Below are 17845 nucleotides of genomic sequence, written 5' to 3'. Positions count from 1 at the left end.
GCGGGGTTGCCGCCGAGTGTAGGGATAATGGGTCGGGGGGTCGAGGGTGTTGCCCGTGTCCGACCCGCCCGGACTGGACGTCATCCCAGCGCAGGCTGGGATGTCTCGGTGACAGGGCGGGACAGGAACCGATAGAGGCCCCAGCCTGCGCTGGGGCGACGTTTCGTTCGGAGGAATGAGGTCTTTCGTCGCCCCGGTCTGGGCTGCGATGACGTCAGCGACTTACTTCCAGGCGGTGATCTGCCCCGCATCGTCGAGCAGATACAGCACGCCGTTCGCCACGACCGGCGACAGGGTGTAGCCGGCCTTCGACCGGGTATCCTGCGTCGTGGTGATGCTGCCGTCCGCGGGCGAGACCGACACCAGCTGCCCCTGCGTATTGGCGAGGAGCAGGCGGTTGCCGGCGAGGATCGGCCCGACCCAGCCGATCGGGTTCTTGCGCTTCTTCAGGTTGCGGAAACCCGGCAGTTGCTGGACCCAGCGCAGCTTGCCGCTGCCGCGCGAGATGCACAGCAGGCGAGCATCGTCGGTGACGACGAAAATCCATTCGCCCGCGACCCAGGGCGTCGAGATGCCGGCCAGATTCTGTTCCCACAACCGCTGGCCCGAGGTCAGTTCGAGCGCGACCATGCGCCCGCCCTGCCCGACCGCATAAACGCGGCCATTGTCGATCACCGGTTCGGCATCGATGTCGGCGAGCGCAGATACCGAGGTCGAGGCCGAGGTCCGCGACAGGCTGTCGCCCCAGACCGACCGGCCGTTTTCGTAGCGATAGGCGTTGAGTTCGCCCGACGAGAAGCCGGCGACGACCGTGCCCTGCGCCGAGGCGGGCGCGGCGACGCCGAACACGCCCTGCGATTCGAGGCTGCCCGACTGCGTCCACACGACCTTGCCATCGGCCTGGTCGAGCGCGAACAGCTGGTTATCCTGGCTGACGACATAGACCTGGCCGTTGGCGACGGTCGGTGCACCGCGCAACGGTCCGCCGGGCTTGGCGCGCCATACTTCCTTGCCGTCGGCGGTGTCGAAGGCGACGACATCGCCCAGACCATCGGTGGCGAAGGCACGGTTGCCATCGACCGAGACGCCGCCGCCGAAGCGGGCGCGCGGATTTTCGTCACCCTTGACGGTGCGCGCGGTCCATACGGTCGCGCCGGTATCGGCGGCCATGGCGGTGACCACGCCGTCGACGTCGATCACGTACAGCCGCCCGCCGGCGACCACCGGGGCCGCGGCCAGCCGGGTGCGGGTGTTGCCGCCCGCGATCCGCGCCGTCCACAGCTGGCTGAGCGTATCGCCGAGCGCGACATGACCCATCGACTTCGACGGATTGCCGCCCGGCTGCGCCCAGTCGGCATTGGTTTCGGGAAGCGGCAGCACGACCTGCAGATTGGCGAGCGCGGGATCGACCTCCGCCAGATTTTCCGAGGCGAGAATCGGCACGCGCTGTCCGACGATCGGGGTGCGCGCCGGGCCCTTGCCCTTCAAGGCGCCGCAACCGCCCAGCAGCGCCAACGCCGCGACCGCCGCCGAGAGTTTGAGATGCGTCTTCATCGAAGGGGTTCCGAAAACTGGAGAAGAGTTATTGCGCGGCGGTCTGGTTGGCCGGTGCATCGACCGCATCGACACCCAGCGACCCGGCCATCTGCACCGCCCGCGCGCGCAACGACTGCGGCACGCCATCGGTCTGCGCGATCAGAGCGAAGGTCTGGCCCGCCTGTTGCAGCTTGTTCTGGCGGAGATAGGCGACCGCGACCATCTCGCCCGCGCTGCCCAGCCACGGGCTGCCCTTGTCGGCCAATCCGCGCAGCCGGTCGATGACCTGTTGCGGTTGCAGGCTGTCATATTCGACCGCGGTCTGGCGGACGAGCGCCATGTCGCGGAACGGCTGGGCCAGCGATTCGTCGGCGGCGACCTTGCCGAAGGCGGCGGCGGCGCCCTTCTGGTCGTTCTTCGACAGCAGCAGGTCGGCCTGCGTCAGCAGCGCGGTGGCACGCACCGCATCGCGATCGGACGTGGTCAGCTTCGCGACCTCGGCCGTGCCCTGCGCGACGCGGCCCTGCGCGATCTCGTCGAGCGCGGTGGCGAGTTGCTCGCCCTGTTCGGCGGCGAGGCTGGTCTGGTGATGCTGCCACCAGGTCCAGCCGCCGAACGCCGCCAGCGCCAGCAGCACCGCGCCGATGATCCACAGGCCATAGCGGCGGCCGATCGCCGACATCTGCTCGCGACGCATTTCGTCATCGACTTCGCGGATGAAGGCATCGTTGTTCTGCGGGGTCAACGCCAAGGGAACAGCTCCAGGGGATGGGTCAAGCGCGCTCCTTTAGCCGAGCGTCGATGGAAACGAAAGCGAATGGTCGTGACGGTGCGATGCCGGGGCGGGACCATGGCGGATCGCGGCTGTTCGGGGGATGAACGAAGCGGTTCGTCGCTACTGCCTGGGTCATTCCCGCAGAGGCGGGACCGTTGCGAAAGTCCGCTGCGCCGTGTCCCCGCGAAGGCGGGGATCCAGGCCTCATGCGCAAGCCGTTGTTTTGCCTGGCTCTGGACCCCCGCCTCCGCGGGGGTACGGCGGGGTTCGGGGATAGGTAGCGAATTTCGCAGACGTTTCGCGAAGGCGAGAATGACGAGGTGGCGGCGTTAATCCTTCGGCGCGTACAGCTGGTCCGGTCCGGGAAAGGTGCGCGCGCGGACGTCGGTGGCGTAGCTTTCGACCGCGGCCGAGATCCGCCCGGCCATGTCGTCGAAGGTCTTCACAAAGCGCGGGGTGCGTTCGAACAGGCCGAGCATGTCCTCGGCAACCAACACCTGTCCGTCGCACTGCGCCGACGCGCCGATGCCGATGGTGGGAACCGCGATGCGGCGGGTGATGTCGATCGCGATCGGTTCGACTACGCCCTCGATCACCACCGCGAAGGCCCCCGCTTCGGCAATCGCCACGGCGTCGGCGACGATCTTGGCCGCTTCCTCCGGACTGCGACCGCGCGCGCCATAGCCGCCGAGCTGGTTCACCGCCTGCGGCGTCAGCCCGACATGGCCCATCACCGGAATCCCGCGCTGCGACAGGAAGGCGACGGTTTCGGCCATCGCCGTGCCGCCCTCCAGCTTGACCGCCGCCGCGCCCGTCGCCTTCAGCAGCATCGCCGCGCTTTCGAACGCCTGTTGCGGACTGGCTTCATAGCTGCCGAAGGGAAGGTCGATCACGACCAGCGCATGATAGCTGCCGCGCACGACCGCCGCGCCATGCGCCGCCATCATGTCGAGCGTGACCGGCACGGTCGAGGGCAGGCCATAGATCACCTGCCCCAGGCTGTCGCCGACCAGCAGCATGTCGCACTGCGCGTCCATCAGCTGCGCCATGCGCACGGTATAGGCGGTCAGCATCACCAGCGGGGTCTTGCCCTTGGCGGCGCGGATCGCGGGGATGGTCAGCCGCTTCATCGGCGCCGGGGTCGGCGTCGCGCGGCTGGTTGCGGTGTCGATGGTGAAGGTCGTGGACATCGGCCGTCCCTAGCGGAACGCCCCTAGCGAAGCCACCCGCGGGCATCGGCATGGCGCGCGACCGCCAGCTGGAGCAGGGCGACGGCAAAGATCACCAGCGGGAACGGCACCACCATCACCGCACCCTTTGCGGCGATCAGATCGGTCGCGGCGAACACCCAGCCGAACTGGACGACGACGGCGATCAGCGACAGGACGAACAGGATGGTGGCGAAGCGCCGCCGCAGCAGCAGCGCGATGCCGCCGAGCAGGCCACCCCACGTCGCCAGTCCATAGATCCAGACGAACCAGCCGGGCAGCGCAAGGAAATAGGCGCGGTCATAGTCCGGCATCGCGGCCAGTTGCGCCGGCCCGGTCGCGACATGCATGTAGAAGGCGAAGACTCCCGCCGCACCCCACAGGGTGAACAGCAGTCCGGCCAACCGGAACCATAGCGGCGTCAGCCGAAAAACCGTGGCAGCCATGTCTCTCCCGCAACCGAATCGCTGCGGTATCGCCCCCGGCCCCCGCAGGGCGGCAATCGTAGCGCAGTCAGCCGGCGGTCGACAATCGTTCCGCGTACCGATCGGGCTTGAAACCCACCTCGATCCCATCGTCGGCGACCAGCACCGGGCGCCGGATCATCGACGGCTGCGCCAGCATCAGGTCGATCGCGCGATCGGCGTTCAGATCGGCCTTGTCGGCATCGGGCAGCTTGCGGAAGGTCGTGCCCGATCGGTTGAGCAACGCCTCCCACCCAAGGGCATCGACCCAGCCCTTGAGCGTAGCGCGGTCGATGCCGGCCTTCTTATAGTCGTGGAAGCGATAGGCGATGCCATGGCCGTCGAGCCAGACGCGCGCCTTCTTCATCGTGTCGCAATTGGGGATGCCGTAGAGGGTCAGGGTCACGGTGCGCCTTTTCGGGAGCGTTGGAGCGCGCATGTAAAACCACGCCGGAACGATCGCAACGCTGGCGCGATGATCGTGGCATGCTGCACCATGTCTCGCTCGGAACCTCGGACATCGACCGCGCACGGCGGTTCTATGACCCGGTAATGGCGGCGCTGGGACTGCGGCGGACGCTCGATGTGGCGGAAGCGGTCGGTTATGGCGCGGGGATCACGGTGTTCAGCCTGAACCTGCCCGCCAATGGCGCGCAGGCCAGCGCCGGCAACGGGACGCATGTCGCATTCGAGGTCGAACACCGCGCGGCGGTCGACCGCTTCTATGCGGTCGCGCTGGCGCAGGGCGGCGGCAGCGACGGACCGCCCGGCCTGCGGCCCGAATATGACGCCCATTATTACGCGGCATTCGTGCGCGACCCCGACGGCAACAAGATCGAGGCGCTGACCTTCGCCACCGGGTAAGCGCTACGCCGCCGCGCGCAGGCTGCGCGGCTGTTCCCAGCCCGCTTCCTCGGCCACGCTGAAGCGGGCAACGTGATGGGTCAGCGCTTCGGCTTCGCTGGCGAGGCTGCGGGCGGCGGCGGTGGCTTCCTCGACCATCGCCGCATTCTGCTGCGTCACCGCGTCCATTTCGCTGACGGCGATGTTGACCTGTTGCAGCCCCGAGGACTGTTCGTCGGCACCGCGCGCGATCGTCGCAACCAGATCGGCGATCTCGGCGATGCGCCCGACGATGCGTTCGAGCGCGTTGCCAGTCTCGCCGACTAGGTTGACGCCGATCTCGACCTGGCTGCCGCTGGCGAGGATGCGCGACTTCACGTCGTTGGCGGCGTCGGCCGAGCGCTGCGCCAGCGCGCGGACTTCATTGGCGACGACGGCAAAGCCCTTGCCCGCGTCACCGGCGCGCGCCGCCTCGACCCCGGCGTTGAGGGCGAGCAGGTTCGTCTGGAAGGCGATGCCGTCGATCACGCTGATGATCTCCGATATCTCGTCCGAGGCGCGCTTGATGCCGCTCATCGCCGCGACCGCCTCGCGCACGATGCGCACGCCGTCCTCGGCATCGCCGCGGGTCGCGGTCATCGTGGTATTGGCCTGCGCCGCGCCGGCCGCGGTGCGGCGGACGGTGGCGGTGATCTGGTCGAGCGCTGCGGCGGTCTCCTCAAGGCTGGCCGCCTGTTGTTCGGTGCGACGCGACAGATCGTCGGACGCGGTGCTGATCTCGGTCGCGCCGGTGCGGATGCCGCCCGCCGAGCGGGTAACCGATCGCATCGCATCGGCCACCGCGGCCATCGCCGAGTCGAAATCGCTGCCGATCTTGGCAAAGGCACCGGTCAGCCGGCCGCCGATCCGGGTGTCGAGCCGGCCGCGGGCGAGCGAATCCAGCCCCGATCCGACCGTCGCGACGACGCGCTGCTGCTCGGCCTCGCGTTCGGCGGCGACGATCGCAGCTCCGCGGAAGGTTTCGAGCGCGGCCGCCATCTCGCCCATCTCGTCGATGCGGTCTCGGCCGGGAATCGGGGTCGCGGTGTCGCCGGTGGCGAGCGACCGCATCCGCGCCGACAGCGCCTCGACCGGTTGCGTGATCGAACGGCCGATACGGTAGGCGCAGAAGGCGACGATCAGCAGCACGACCAACGCCAGCGCGCTCTGGTACAGCGCCGCGCTCCAGATCGCGGCGTTGACGCGGTCGAGATACACGCCCGACCCGATCACCCAGCCCCATGGCGTGAAGCCGGCGACATAGGACAGTTTCGGTTCGTCATGGCTCTTGTCGGGGGTCTTCCACAGATAGCGGACGAAGCCTGCGCCTTGCGTCTTCACCACCTGCGCCATTTCGACGAAATGCGCCTTGCCGGTGGCGTCGCGATTGTTGGTCAGGTCGGTATTGTCGAGTTCGGGCTTGGTCGGGTGCATCAGCATCGTCGGATGCAAATCGTTGACCCAGAAATATTCCTTCCCCTCGTAGCGCATTTCCTTCAGCGTCGAGAGCGCGGCGCGCTGCGCGTCGGCCCTGCTCATCCGGCCGGCGACTTCCTCGCCATGATAATGCGCAACGACCGACCGGGCGGTTTCCACCACCTGCCGCGTATTGCGCTCGATATCGGACTGCATGATTGCCGAGGTTCTGAAGATGCTGATGCACAGCAGCGCGATCAGGCCGAGCGCCGCAACGACACCGATCAGGTTGATACGGCCACGGACCTTCAATTGCATGGAATCGCCCTTTCCCTTTGGGGGTGATGTGCGCCGAAATACTGAACATCTCCTTTATCATTCCGCGCCTCCCGTGGATCGGTTCGGGTGCGACACGAAAATCGTTCGGACGGCCTTGTTCGCGCCATTGACGCACCATGAAAACCCGGATAGCTTTTGCGAGTGAGTATCAATAGCGAGGCTCTATGTACGATCTGATCGACCGTCCGGTATCGATATTGTCGCGCGGCGACCGCTTCCTGATCGATGCGATCCGGCTATGGGTGGCGGCGCGGACCGCGTGCCAGCATCCGCCCGCGCTGCTCGCGGGGCGCTTCGCCCAAGCCGGGGCGCTCGATGCGCTCGGCGACTTCGATGCATGGATGACGCAGCTGTCTAGCCATGCCCGCGTGCCGATCCAGATCAATTGTAAATGCGGGCTTGTGACCGATGATGAATCGGTTCTCTTGACCTTGGCGCGCGATCTCGTAACGGGTCGCGATGCGAAGGCACGGACCACGCTTTCGCTGCTGGTCGCCGACGGGGCGATCGCACCCACCTTCTGCGCGCTGGCCCGGACGGCGGCGATGCTCGGCCAGATCGGGCTGCCACCGGGGACCAGCGTCAAGACGTAAGGATTTTCGATGACCGACCGCACCGCCGTCGTCCACGGCCTCGAACCCACCAACGCGCTCAGCGTCGAGCGCGTGCGTTCGGTGCGTCACTGGAACGAGCATCTGTTCAGCTTCACCATCACCCGCCCGCCGAGCTTCCGCTTCCGCTCGGGTGAATTCGTGATGATCGGCCTGCCCGGCGACAATGGCAAGCCGCTGCTGCGCGCCTATTCGATTGCCAGCCCGGCCTATGCCGAGGAATTGGAATTCCTGTCGATCAAGGTTCAGGACGGCCCGCTGACCAGCAAGCTGCAACAGATCGTGCCCGGTGACGAAGTCTATCTCGGCAAGAAGCCGACCGGCACCCTGGTCACGGACGCGCTGAAGCCCGGCAGCCGCCTGTTCATGTTGTCGACCGGCACCGGCCTGGCGCCCTTCCTGTCGCTGATCCGCGATCCCGACGTGTACGAGATGTATTCGTCGATCGTCGTCGTCCATTCGGTGCGCCGCGTGTCCGACCTCGCCTTCCGCACCACGTTGGAGGCGAACCTTGCCGGCGATCCGCTGGTCGAGGATCAGGCGGCGCAGCAATTCACCTATGTCCCGACCGTGACGCGCGAGGAATTCCACACCACCGGCCGCATCGACGCGCTGGTCGAAAACGGCACGCTGTTCAGCGCGCGCATCGGTGGCGCGCAGGCGTTCGACCCGGCGACCGACCGCATCATGCTGTGCGGGTCGACCGAGATGATCCGCGACTTCTCCGAATATCTCGAAGGGCTGGGGTTCGAGGAAGGGTCGAACGCGAAGCCCGGCGATTACGTGATCGAACGGGCGTTCGTGGGGTGATGCCCATAACCACCTGAGCCGTTCGGTTCGAGCAGCTTCGAGCGAAGTCGAGAAGCGTCCGTCGAGAACGCACCGTTTGGGGCAAGACGTTCTCGACAGTCGCTTCTCGACAGGCTCGAAGCTGCTCGAACCGAACGGTTGGGAGCGTAGGAAAAGAAGGGGGCGGCACCACCGCCCCCTTTTCGCGTCAATACCGGACCTGCACCGTCCCCAGCACCGTGCGCGGCGCGTTGAAATAGCCCTGGTCGAAATTGATCGCGTTCAGCGCCTTGGCATCGTTGATGTTGCGGACATTGACGCTCAGTGCCACGCGTGGCGTGAGTTCGTAGCGACCCATCAGGTCGAGCGTCGCATAACCGTCCTGCGTGATCCGCACCGGCTGCCCCGTGGTCGCGATGACGCCGGGTTCCAGATACATGCGGCTCTGATACTGGCCCGATGCGCCGAGCTTCAGTGCGGGCAGCGTCGTGGGCGACCAGACGATGTTCAGGCGCGCGGTGTTGCGCGGCACGAAGGTGCGGACCGGCTGGTCGTCGGTGCCGCGGATGCGCATCGCGGTGAAGCCGCCGGTCGCCTGCACCCCCGGTGCGATCTGGCCGCTGACCTCGACCTCGACGCCCTGCGATTTCGCATCGACGCCGCGGTACAGCGTCTGGCCGATCGTCGCGTCGAAGCCCGCCGCTTCGGCCGTGTTGTTCTGCCGCGCCTGGAACAGGGCGACGCTGGCGTTCAGGCGGCCGGCGAACCATTCGCCTTTCAGCCCGGCCTCCAGATTGTCGCCCTCGATCGGGTCGAGCAGACGGCGGTTCGCGTCGACCTGCGTCTGCGGGTTGAAGATCGTCGCGAAGCTCGCATAGGCGCTGATATTGCCGGTCAGGTCGTAGGTCACCCCGACGAACGGCAGGAAGCGGGCGCGGTCGAAATCGGTCGGCGCGCCATAGGACACGCCCTCGCTGAACGCGCGGGTGGCGTTGCCGCCGACCATGATCTTCAGCGCGTCGGTCGGGTTCAGCCGGACGAGGCCGTAGACCGTGTCGCGGCGGGTATGCGTGTCGAGGCTGCGCGAGAATGCCGGGAAATTCGGTTCGGGGAACGACCCGTCGAACCCGCTGAACAGCGGCAGCGAAACGCCGATCGCATCGAGGTCATAGGCCGAATCCTGCGTGTAGCGTTGCGCCGAGCGGTTGACGCCGAACATCACGTCGTGCGCGCGCCCGAACAGCGACACGGTGCCGCCGACATTGGCATCGATCGTCAGGTTGCGCGCGAACGAGCGGAAGGCGCCGGGATAGCTGACGATGCCGAGCCCAGTCGTGCGGTCGGGGGCGCCGTTGCCGCCATTGGCGTAATTGTTGCCATAGACGTAGAACAGCTTATCGTCCTCGTCGATCGCGCGGCGCTGCACGGTCAACTTGGCGGTCCAGTCGCCGAAGCGGTGGGTCACGTCGCCGAAGATCTGGCGGTCGGTCACGTTGAAGCTCGACCAGTCCGGCGAGCTGTTGGTCGATCGCGCATAATCGATGCGGCTGCCATCGCTGTAATAAAGCGGCAGCGCGCCCCACATCGCCGCGCGGCTCTTGTGGTTCTGGTGACCATAGCCGGCGCTGACGACGGTATCGGGGCCGAGGTCGGCCTCGACGATACCATAGCCGGTCCAGCGCTTCAGACCGTAGCGGTCGAGATAGCTGTCGGTGTCGAAATAGGAGCCGACCGCGCGGGCCCGGACCGAACCGTTGGCGGTCAACGGCACGCTGACATCGCCGTCGAGGCGGAGATGGTCGAACGAACCATACTGTGCGCTCGCCGAGGCGGAGAAGTCGCGGGTCGGGCGTTTGCGGATGAAGTTGATGACTGCCGAGGGGTTGCCGGTCGACGACAACAGCCCCGGCGCACCGCGCACGACCTCGATCCGGTCGTACATCGCGGTATCGATCGACCCGTTCTGGATGCCGAACGGGAATGGCAGGCCGACCCCGTCGATCTGGAAGGTCTGGATGTCGAAGCCGCGCGCCGAATAATAGAAGCGGTCGGTCTCCTGCGCCTGCACGTTCACGCCGGGGACGGTCGCCAGCAACTGGTTGATGTCGTTCAGCTGAAAATCCTCGATCTGCGCGCGGGTGACGACGCTGATCGACTGCGGGGTCTCGCGCTGGCTGAGCGGCAGGCGGGTCGCGGTGGTCTGCGCCTGTATCGCATAATCGTCGCTGCCCTCGGTCCGCGTTCCGGTGACGACGATCTCGTCGCCACGCTGCGGATCCTCGGTCGGCGGCACCTCCGGAACGGCGGTTGCGGCGGCGAGGAGGATGGCGAAGGCGTACATGCGAAACGATTCCCTGACTGTTTCGCGCCGGGTACGCCGCCCTTCCTGCTTTTGCAAGTGACTATCAGTAGCCTGACAGCCTCATGGTACGGGCTCGGTCAGGAAGCGGCCGAGCACGACAACGTCCTGCCGGATCAGGCCGACCGCGTCGTAGAAATCGAGCGCGGCGGCGTTGTCGCTGCGGACCATCAACTGCAGCTTCGGCACGGCAAGCGCGCGCAACCAGTCCTCGGCGGCGGCGAACAGCGTGCGGCCGATCCCCTTCCCCTGCCGCTCGGGCGCGACCGCCAAATAATAGAGCCAGCCCCGATGCCCGTCATGGCCAACCATGACGCTGCCGATCACGGCCGCATCGTCGCGCGCGATCAGGATGGTAGAGGTCGCGCCCGACAGCGCCCGCATAAAATCGGCATGCGGATCGTTCCACGGCCGGGTCAGCTCGCAACGCTGCCACAGCGCGACCACCGCAGCCGCATCGTCGGGGGTTGCGGCGGCGATCACCGAGCGATGCAGGTGCTGCCCGCCCACAGCGCGCTGACATTGTCCTTCGCGTCATAGGTGCCCGACAGGCCGCCGCTGTTGAATTCGCGGCCCAGGCTGGTTTCCTCGACCGGCGCGACGATCGAGGATTCGACGGTGGCGCGCTTGGCACCAATGCCGACCCCGCTCATCGTCGTGAGGCCACGACCGCGCGCCGACCAGCCGACGAAGCGCCCCTCCTGAAAATAGACCGCGATCGTTGGATAGGTAGCGATATCGAGCGGCCCTTCGCCGCAATCCTTGTTTTGCGAACGTTCGGGCAGCGTCTGGGTCGCCGCTTCGACGACGCGCAGCACGATCTCACTCGGGCTGCCGAAGGCGATCGACCGGCTGCTGGCGCCGGCAACGGTCTGCAGCCCATCGGGGGCGAGGTTGAGCGCAATCGCATTGCGCGCCGCCGCCTCCGCGCCCGCCGGCGCATCGCAACGCACCCGGCGGACCGGACCGTCATCGCCGTTCATGTCGAGCGTCCCGCCCTCGCCCAGCGCAAGGCGATAGCGGCGCTGTTCGGTGATGCCGCCACGGTTGCCGACGACGTCGACGTCGATCGCGCCGGCATCGGCGACGGTGATGCCGCGCACCGACACGTCGCGCTCGCCGATGCGCAGCGCGTTCGCCGAGACGATCAGTCGGTTGGCCCCGGCCGGATCGGTAGCACAGGCGGTACCGTCGCTGTCCCAGGTGCCGACGAAGCGGGTCGGGATCGCCGTCATCGTCTCCGGCGTGGGCGACGGGAAGGGCAGGATCGGATCGTCCTGCGACAGGTTGACCGACGCCGCGGGTTCATCGGCCTGTCCGCATCCGGCGAGCAACGCCAGCACCCCGATCGTCCACCGCCGCATCCACCGACTCCCGTTACCGAACAGCGCTGGACTGCCGGATTTAGCGCTTTTGCGAAAGAGGTCAGCGCGGTTGCGGCGCCGATCCGACCGCCACGACCGGCGGGATGAGCGACGCGAAGTAGGCCTTGGCCGGCAGTTCGATCACCGTCACCCGCCCGGGATTGGCGCGTTCGACCGACTGGGTGAACGAGCGTGGCTTCTTCATCAGCTTGCGGTCCTCGACCACGATCAGCCCCGATCGCCGCGCAGCTTCGGCGACGAAATGGACGCAGTTGCGGCGATTGAGATTATAGTGCGAATCGCCTGCTTCGCCCCACTCGTCGATCAGCGACCGGACCGCAGCGTACTGCGCATCGGTCAGCACAACCGAGAAATGGGCGTTGCTGCGATCGATATAAGACGGCTTGGGCTGGTCGATCCGGCCGCCGACCGATCCGGTCAGCAAGGCCGGGGTAATCGCCTTCGCGGTGAAGCCATAGCTGCCATCGACCGCCGGACCGCCGGCATCGGGCGTGCCCGAAAAGCTGAAAAAGGCGTGGGGGAAATTCTGGCCGAATTCCTGCGACCAGAAGGTGATCGTCACCGCCGCCTGTGCCGGCACCACCGCCTGCACTGCCAGCAGCAGCGCCGCCAACACCCGCAACACGGGCCGAAACCACCGATCGGTCGTCATGCCCCCTCCATAGCGAACACGGCGCACCGGCACCAGCCGATACGCCGCGTCGTTTGCATGCTTTGCCGGACGATCAGTCGGCGGTGCCGTCGCGCGCCAGCTTCGCTTCCTGTTCGGGATCATAGCCCGACGACGGTGCAGGACCGTTGCTATGGATCGGCTGGGTCGAGGCGGGCGGGTCCGATGCGTCCATCGATTCGTCGAGCCCGCGGTCGAGCCGCGCGTCGCTGTCGTCCGGATCGCTTTCCATCCGACCCGCGATGCTGTGGTCGCCGCCCGCATCGCCGCGTCCCGGCGGGGTATGCGCTTCGCTTTCGTGTCCGTCCGGTGCGACCGACAGCGACGAGAGCGCCTTTTCGTCGATTCCAGTGGTGTCGTTGGTCATGTCCCTCACTCCTTCGCCCGTAAAAACGAAGCGATCGCGACGGACGTTCCCCGGATACGAAAAGGCCCGACGGTTTCCCGCCGGGCCCCTCGTATCATCTGCCGTGCAGCGATCAGTCGCGGTTGCCGAGGAACGACAACAGGAACTGGAACATGTTCACGAAGTCGAGATACAGCGACAGCGCCCCCAGGATCACTGCCTTGCCCGCGAAATCGGTGCCGGCGACCTGGAAATACAGGCCCTTGATCCGCTGCGTGTCATAGGCGGTCAGACCCGCGAACAGCAGCACGCCGATCGCGCTGATGACCATGCTCATCATGCCCGACTGGAACCACAGGTTCAGCAGCGACGCGACGATCAGGCCGACCAGACCCATGATGAGGAAGGTGCCGAACCCGGTCAGGTCACGCTTCGTCGTATAGCCATAGAGGCTGAGCGACAGGAACGCGGCGGTGGTCGCGAAGAAGGTCAGCGCGATCGACGATCCGGTATAGCGCAGGAAGATCGTCGACATCGACAGACCCATGATCGCTGCGAACGCCCAGAACAACGCCTGCGCCGCACCGGTCGACAGACGGTTGATACCGAAGCTCAACACCATCACGAAAATCAGCGGCGAGAAGATAATCGCATATTTCAGGATGCCGGGCTGGTAGAACACCGCCGCCGCCGGGGAGCTGTCGCCACCCCACGAAAACAACAGCGCGACGATGCCGGTCAACAGCACGCCGGAGGCCATGTAGTTGTACACCGAAAGCATGTAGGACCGCAGCCCGGCGTCGCGCGCCATGTCGCGGTCGCGCGTACGGGTGATCGGTGCGGCCGTCGTCCGGGGATCGGACCAGTTCGCCATTGTAAACTCCTCTTCCCGGCACTCATGCCGGATGTTCGAAATATCGTCCGCCGCAACGGCGATTTCAAGCCAAACGCGGGGAGCAACATTTTGTTACGCTACCGGGAGAATCCGCCATGCACCGTCTGTTTGTCGCCCTTCGCCCGCCGCCTGCGATGCGCGAGGCGCTGTTCGACGTACAGGATGGCGTCGAGGGTGCGCGGTGGCAGGATGACGAGCAACTTCACCTGACCCTACGCTATATCGGCGAGGTCGAACGGCCGATGGCGGAGGATATTGCCACGGTTCTGCAAGGGATTCGCGCCCCCGCCCTCGACCTTGCGCTCTCGGGTGTCGGACAGTTCGATGCCGGGCGGCGCGGCCGGGCGCTGTGGGCCGGGGTGACGCCGCACGACGCGGTCCAGGCGCTGCATCACAAGATCGACCATGCGCTGGTCCGGCTCGGCCTGCCGCCGGAAGGACGGGCGTTCCTGCCGCATTTCACCCTGGCAAGGCTCAACAAATCGAGCGGACCGACCGAACCGTTCCTTGCTGGCCATGCCGGCATTGCCTCACCGCCGATGCGGTTCGATCACTTCGTCCTGTACGAAAGCCATGTCGGCCATGCCGGCGCATGGTACGAGTCGGTGGCGCGTTATCCGCTCGGGTCCAGATGACAAGCGGCCAACAAGGCGTCCCGTCGAGGGACAGCAACAACCTGTCGTTTCGTTCATGAAACCGTCAGGCGGAGGGTGCGTTAAACCGGCCAGCAACGACATGGACGAAAGGATATCCACCATGCGCAATATCATGCTGGCGCTGGCCGCCGCATCGCTGATGGCCCCGGTCGGGGCGACCTGGACCAAGCACGGCATTTCGGTCGGCAAGAGCGAGGCCGAGGCGCAGCGCCGCTACAAGTATCGCGAATGGCGCGGCCGTGACGGGCGCCGTTACTGCCGCAAGCCCAATGGCACGACCGGGCTGGTCGTTGGCGGCGTCGCCGGTGCGCTGGTCGGCCGCACGGTCGATACGCGCGGCGACCGCACGCTCGGCACGCTGCTCGGTGGTGCCGCCGGTGCGCTTGCCGGCCGCGAGATTGAACGCAGCGGACAGCGTGGCCGCTGCCGTTGAACCTTACCCGGCGTGACGAATTCTGAAGGGGCGGGTCCGGCGACGGGCCCGCCCTTTCTCGTTCGCTTCTTTTTATCGCAAAGGCCCGCTTATGATCCGCAGTGCATCCGCCCGTTACGAAGGACTCGGCAAGGACGGCAAAGGCCAGGTTTCTACCCAGTCGGGCGTGCTCGAAAACCAGCAATATGGCTTCAACACCCGGTTCGAGGACGGCAAGGGCACCAACCCCGAGGAACTGATCGCCGCCGCCCATGCCAGCTGCTTCACCATGGCGCTCAGCTTCGCGCTGGCCGGGGCCGGCTATAGCGACGGCACGCTGGAGACGACGGCGAAGGTCAGCCTCGACAAGGATGGCGACGGGTTCAAGGTGACCAAGTCGGCGCTGACGCTGACCGCCAATGTCCCCGGCATCGACCAGGCGAAGTTCGAGGAGATCGCGGCGGGTGCCAAGGCCGGCTGTCCGATCTCGAAGCTGCTGAATGCAGAGATTACGCTCGACCACACGCTGAACGCCTGATGCGATGACGGGCCGGGATAAGACGTTCCGGCCCGTTTCAGGGGCAAAGCCTTCACCATTATCGGCTATGGCCGGCGGCGATGCTGCGCGTCCTGACCCTCGCCACCCTGTTTCCCGATGCGACGCGGCCCAATTTCGGGGTCTTCGTCGAACGCCAGACGCTGGGGCTGGCAGCGTTGGACGGGGTCGAGCTGCGCGTGGTCGCACCGATCGGGCTGCCGCATTTTCCGCTGTCGCTGCACCCGGCCTATCGCGCGTTGGCAGCATTGCCATTGCGCGAGGAATGGAAGGGACTGGCGGTCGATCGGCCGCGCTTCCTGAACCTGCCCGCGACTGGCGGACGGTTTCACGTCGCGTCGCTGATCCGGTGCCTGACGCCGCGACTCGATCGGTTGCGTGGGACATTTCGCTTCGACGTGATCGACGCCGAATTCTTCTTTCCCGACGGGCCGGCGGCGGTGGCGCTCGGGCGGCGCTATGGCGTGCCGGTGTCGATCAAGGCGCGCGGGGCCGATATCCACCATTGGGGCCATGCGCCCGCGACCGCCGCACAGGTGCGGGCGGCAGGACGCGACGCCGACGGGCTGCTCGCCGTGTCGCAGTCGATGGCCGACGATATCGCCGCCGCTGGTATCGACCGGCCGGTCCGCGTCCACCGCACCGGCATCGACCGCAATCGTTTCGGCACGATCGATCGCGCCGCGGCGAAGGCCCGGCTGGGCGTCGACGGTCCGCTCGTCGTCTCGCTCGGCGCGCTGATCCCGCGCAAGGGGCATCGCATCGTGCTGGAAGCGGTTGCGGCTTTGCCGGGCGTGACGCTGTGGATCGTCGGTGGCGGGCCGGATCGGGCGGCGCTGGCGGCGCGCATCGCCGAACTGGAGGTCGGGGACCGCATCCGGCTGTGCGGGCCGTTGCCGCACGATGCGCTGCCCGACCTGTTGGCGGCAGCCGACGTGATGGCGCTGGCGTCATCGTCGGAAGGGCTGGCCAATGCCTGGGTCGAAGCGCTTGCGAGCGGGACACCGATCGTCATCCCCGATGCCGGCGCGGCGCGCGAGGTCGTCACCTGCCCCGCCGCGGGCCGGATCGTCGCGCGCGATGCGCTGAGTTTTGCGCAGGGAATTGCGGCGGTGCTGTCGCAGCCTGCCGACTCGGCGGCGACGCGGGCGACGGTCGATGCCTATAGCTGGGAGCGCAATGCGATCGAGCTACGCGATCACCTGACCGGACTGGTCGGTCAAAAGGGGTAGAAGGCGGCGACGATCCGCCGTCCTTCGTCGCGCAGCACGCCCCAGGCGCGCGCTGCCGCGCGGCTGTCCATCGCCTCGATCCCCAGTCCCCGCGCATCGAGCGCACGGACCAGCGCGCGCGGCGGCTGGCGCAGCGTCGCGCCGGTGCCGAGCAGCAGGAATTCGGGCGCGGGATCGATCGCCAGCACCGCCGCCAGCGCATCGGCATCGAGCGCGTCGAACGCCGGCGGCTCCCACAGATCGGCGCGCTGCGGCGTCATCAGCAGCGCGGGATAGATGCCGTCATCGACCCGGAACCCGCCTGGCGTCAGTCCCGAGACGAGCGGACCGTCGCCCTTGCGGGTCCGGTCGAGCTTCACCGCGCGCCCTTTTGCGGGACCGGTTCCTTGACCGTCCCCTCGCCCACCGGCGCACCGGGCTTGAGGCCCAGCGTGATGAGCAGCGACGACGACACATAGATCGACGAATAGGTGCCGACGATCACGCCAAGGATCATCGCTGCGGTGAAGCCGCGCAGCACATGTCCGCCGAACACGATCAGCGCGGTCAGCGCGAGCAGGATGGTCAGCGAGGTCATGACCGTGCGCGGCAGCGTTTCGTTGACCGACAGATCGATCAGCTCGCGCATCTCCATCTTGCGGTACTTGCGCATGTTTTCGCGGATTCGGTCGTCGATCACCATCTTGTCGTTGATCGAATAGCCGATGATGGTCAGCACCGCCGCGACGATCGTCAGGTCGAACGGCATCTGCGTCAACGCGAAGAAGCCGAGCGTCATCAGCACGTCGTGGATGATCGCGACCGCGGTCGACACGCCGAACTGCCATTCGTAGCGGAACCACGAAAAGATCGCGATGCCGACGATCGCCAGCAACACGGCGAGCACACCGTTGGTCACCAGCTCCTCGGACACCTTGCCCGACACGGTCGAATAGTTGCTGAAGGTGGCACCGGGAAATTCGGTCGACAGCGCGGTCTTCACCCGTTCGACCAGCCGGTCGGTCGCACCCGCATCGCCCTCGGGCACCGGCAGACGGATCGACACCAGCGTCGGGTCGCCGAACTGCTGGATGGCGGGCTCACCCACGCCCAGCCGTTCGATCGTCGCGCGGACGCGGTCGATTGCGGGCGGCGAAGCGAACTTCTCTTCGATCGCGACGCCGCCCATGAAGTCGACGCCGAAATTGAGGCCGCGGACGAACACCAGCCCGACCGCCAGGATGCTGAGGATCAGCGTTACGGTGAACGCGATCTTGCGCACCGCGACGAAGCGGATGTTGGTGTTGTCGGGGACCAGCTTGATGAGACGCATGA

The 17845-nt window shown here is 66.7% G+C and carries 21 protein-coding genes; 7 read left to right on the top strand and 14 right to left on the bottom strand.

Going from position 1 to position 17845, the window contains the following annotated elements:
- Window positions 1-222: 222 nt before the first annotated feature.
- From ACTHQV_RS01835 to ACTHQV_RS01815, 5 genes are all read right to left on the bottom strand, one after another.
- On the bottom strand, window positions 223-1554 hold the full coding sequence (locus ACTHQV_RS01835; RefSeq protein ID WP_440488073.1) for an outer membrane protein assembly factor BamB family protein: 1332 nt from the start codon (window positions 1552-1554) through the stop codon (window positions 223-225).
- Between the two features lie 28 nt (window positions 1555-1582).
- Window positions 1583-2287, bottom strand: a complete 705-nt coding sequence (locus tag ACTHQV_RS01830; RefSeq protein ID WP_440488072.1) for a tetratricopeptide repeat protein — start codon at window positions 2285-2287, stop codon at window positions 1583-1585.
- Between the two features lie 353 nt (window positions 2288-2640).
- Window positions 2641-3501: a 3-methyl-2-oxobutanoate hydroxymethyltransferase gene (panB, locus tag ACTHQV_RS01825; RefSeq protein WP_440488071.1), complete on the bottom strand. Its 861-nt coding sequence runs from the start codon at window positions 3499-3501 to the stop codon at window positions 2641-2643.
- A 23-nt stretch (window positions 3502-3524) separates the two neighbouring features.
- Window positions 3525-3965, bottom strand: a complete 441-nt coding sequence (locus ACTHQV_RS01820) for a hypothetical protein (RefSeq protein WP_440488070.1) — start codon at window positions 3963-3965, stop codon at window positions 3525-3527.
- 67 nt (window positions 3966-4032) lie between these two features.
- Complete coding sequence (locus tag ACTHQV_RS01815) at window positions 4033-4389, bottom strand: ArsC family reductase (RefSeq protein WP_440488069.1); 357 nt, start codon at window positions 4387-4389, stop codon at window positions 4033-4035.
- An 80-nt stretch (window positions 4390-4469) separates the two neighbouring features.
- Here ACTHQV_RS01815 and ACTHQV_RS01810 point away from each other — a divergent pair, with 80 nt between their 5' ends.
- Entirely contained in the window at window positions 4470-4847 is a 378-nt protein-coding gene (locus tag ACTHQV_RS01810; protein ID WP_440488068.1) for a VOC family protein, read from the top strand.
- Window positions 4848-4850: 3 nt separating this feature from the next.
- On the opposite strand, the gene ACTHQV_RS01805 is transcribed toward ACTHQV_RS01810, so the two are convergent.
- Window positions 4851-6599, bottom strand: a complete 1749-nt coding sequence (locus ACTHQV_RS01805) for a methyl-accepting chemotaxis protein (RefSeq protein ID WP_440488067.1) — start codon at window positions 6597-6599, stop codon at window positions 4851-4853.
- A 185-nt stretch (window positions 6600-6784) separates the two neighbouring features.
- Between ACTHQV_RS01805 and ACTHQV_RS01800 the strand changes: the two genes are divergently transcribed.
- Both ACTHQV_RS01800 and ACTHQV_RS01795 read left to right on the top strand, forming a co-directional pair.
- Window positions 6785-7213 (top strand): hypothetical protein, encoded by a 429-nt coding sequence (locus tag ACTHQV_RS01800; protein WP_440488066.1) that lies wholly within the window; start codon window positions 6785-6787, stop codon window positions 7211-7213.
- A 9-nt stretch (window positions 7214-7222) separates the two neighbouring features.
- Window positions 7223-8041, top strand: a complete 819-nt coding sequence (locus tag ACTHQV_RS01795; RefSeq protein WP_440488065.1) for a ferredoxin--NADP reductase — start codon at window positions 7223-7225, stop codon at window positions 8039-8041.
- A 187-nt stretch (window positions 8042-8228) separates the two neighbouring features.
- On the opposite strand, the gene ACTHQV_RS01790 is transcribed toward ACTHQV_RS01795, so the two are convergent.
- From ACTHQV_RS01790 to ACTHQV_RS01765, 6 genes are all read right to left on the bottom strand, one after another.
- A complete protein-coding gene (locus ACTHQV_RS01790; RefSeq protein WP_440488064.1) occupies window positions 8229-10361 on the bottom strand; it encodes a TonB-dependent siderophore receptor in 2133 nt (710 codons plus the stop codon).
- An 81-nt stretch (window positions 10362-10442) separates the two neighbouring features.
- Window positions 10443-10862, bottom strand: coding sequence for a GNAT family acetyltransferase (locus ACTHQV_RS01785; protein ID WP_440488063.1), 420 nt, complete (start codon window positions 10860-10862; stop codon window positions 10443-10445).
- On the bottom strand, window positions 10859-11743 hold the full coding sequence (locus tag ACTHQV_RS01780; protein ID WP_440488062.1) for a hypothetical protein: 885 nt from the start codon (window positions 11741-11743) through the stop codon (window positions 10859-10861). The genes ACTHQV_RS01785 and ACTHQV_RS01780 overlap by 4 nt, the downstream gene beginning before the upstream one ends.
- 61 nt (window positions 11744-11804) lie before the next feature.
- Window positions 11805-12416 (bottom strand): hypothetical protein, encoded by a 612-nt coding sequence (locus ACTHQV_RS01775; protein WP_440488061.1) that lies wholly within the window; start codon window positions 12414-12416, stop codon window positions 11805-11807.
- Window positions 12417-12489: 73 nt separating this feature from the next.
- A complete protein-coding gene (locus ACTHQV_RS01770; protein WP_440488060.1) occupies window positions 12490-12801 on the bottom strand; it encodes a hypothetical protein in 312 nt (103 codons plus the stop codon).
- Window positions 12802-12913: 112 nt separating this feature from the next.
- A complete protein-coding gene (locus tag ACTHQV_RS01765; protein WP_440488059.1) occupies window positions 12914-13654 on the bottom strand; it encodes a Bax inhibitor-1/YccA family protein in 741 nt (246 codons plus the stop codon).
- Window positions 13655-13770: 116 nt separating this feature from the next.
- Between ACTHQV_RS01765 and thpR the strand changes: the two genes are divergently transcribed.
- The 4 genes from thpR to ACTHQV_RS01745 all read left to right on the top strand — a co-directional run bounded on the left by thpR (window position 13771) and on the right by ACTHQV_RS01745 (window position 16531).
- Window positions 13771-14310 carry an RNA 2',3'-cyclic phosphodiesterase gene (thpR, locus tag ACTHQV_RS01760; RefSeq protein ID WP_440488058.1) on the top strand — a complete coding sequence of 180 codons (540 nt, stop codon included), beginning with the start codon at window positions 13771-13773 and terminating at the stop codon, window positions 14308-14310.
- 121 nt (window positions 14311-14431) lie between these two features.
- Window positions 14432-14764 (top strand): glycine zipper 2TM domain-containing protein, encoded by a 333-nt coding sequence (locus ACTHQV_RS01755; RefSeq protein ID WP_345877486.1) that lies wholly within the window; start codon window positions 14432-14434, stop codon window positions 14762-14764.
- A gap of 91 nt (window positions 14765-14855) precedes the next feature.
- Entirely contained in the window at window positions 14856-15281 is a 426-nt protein-coding gene (locus ACTHQV_RS01750) for an OsmC family protein (protein ID WP_440488057.1), read from the top strand.
- A gap of 80 nt (window positions 15282-15361) precedes the next feature.
- A complete protein-coding gene (locus tag ACTHQV_RS01745; RefSeq protein WP_440488056.1) occupies window positions 15362-16531 on the top strand; it encodes a glycosyltransferase in 1170 nt (389 codons plus the stop codon).
- On the opposite strand, the gene ACTHQV_RS01740 is transcribed toward ACTHQV_RS01745, so the two are convergent.
- Complete coding sequence (locus tag ACTHQV_RS01740) at window positions 16519-16890, bottom strand: Mth938-like domain-containing protein (protein WP_440488055.1); 372 nt, start codon at window positions 16888-16890, stop codon at window positions 16519-16521. The two genes, ACTHQV_RS01745 and ACTHQV_RS01740, sit on opposite strands and share 13 nt — an antisense overlap.
- Window positions 16887-17843, bottom strand: a complete 957-nt coding sequence (secF, locus tag ACTHQV_RS01735; protein ID WP_440488054.1) for a protein translocase subunit SecF — start codon at window positions 17841-17843, stop codon at window positions 16887-16889. Before secF ends, ACTHQV_RS01740 begins: the two co-directional genes overlap by 4 nt.
- Between the last annotated feature and the right edge of the window lie 2 nt (window positions 17844-17845).

It is taken from the genome of Sphingomonas sp. SAFR-052 (assembly GCF_051965015.1).
In the GTDB taxonomy this organism is placed as follows: Bacteria; Pseudomonadota; Alphaproteobacteria; order Sphingomonadales; family Sphingomonadaceae; genus Sphingomonas.
This window is presented reverse-complemented; position numbering and strand designations above follow the sequence as displayed.